The sequence below is a fragment of the Sedimentibacter sp. B4 genome, from assembly GCF_000309315.1.
GTDB lineage: Bacteria > Bacillota > Clostridia > Tissierellales > Sedimentibacteraceae > Sedimentibacter > Sedimentibacter saalensis.
This window is the reverse complement of the sequence record NZ_CANG01000438.1, coordinates 1-294: the sequence shown is the minus strand read 5'-3', so window position 1 is coordinate 294 and position 294 is coordinate 1. Positions and strand designations below refer to the sequence as shown.

Here is a 294-nt window from a genome sequence, read left to right as displayed (position 1 = left end):
CCAGCCCCACTCGGCGGTGGCGCGTGCGGTGAGGGTGCTCGTCGGGATCCCGATGACGGCTCCGAACCAATTCTTCCGGACGCTGCTCGTCTCCACCGTGACCGTGGAAGTGATCGCGCCGACGACCTGACCGGTGGCCTGGCGTCGAGCTTGTTCGCCTTCGCGTACTTGTCCGAGCTGTCGACGCAGTCACCGAGCGCGCAGGACTGGGCGATCGCGAGCGCCCCGGCGTCGGCCCCGTTCTGCAACTGCTGGTGTTCGGAGTAGGCGCCGCCGAGGTCGATGGCGACGGCC

1 protein-coding gene is annotated in these 294 nt (G+C 69.4%); it reads right to left on the bottom strand.

Translation table 11 applies throughout. The annotated features are described in order from the left end of the window. On the bottom strand, window positions 1-284 hold a 284-nt coding region (locus BN358_RS23625; RefSeq protein ID WP_232233112.1), incomplete at its 3' end, for a Tad domain-containing protein. Window positions 285-294: the final 10 nt, after the last annotated feature.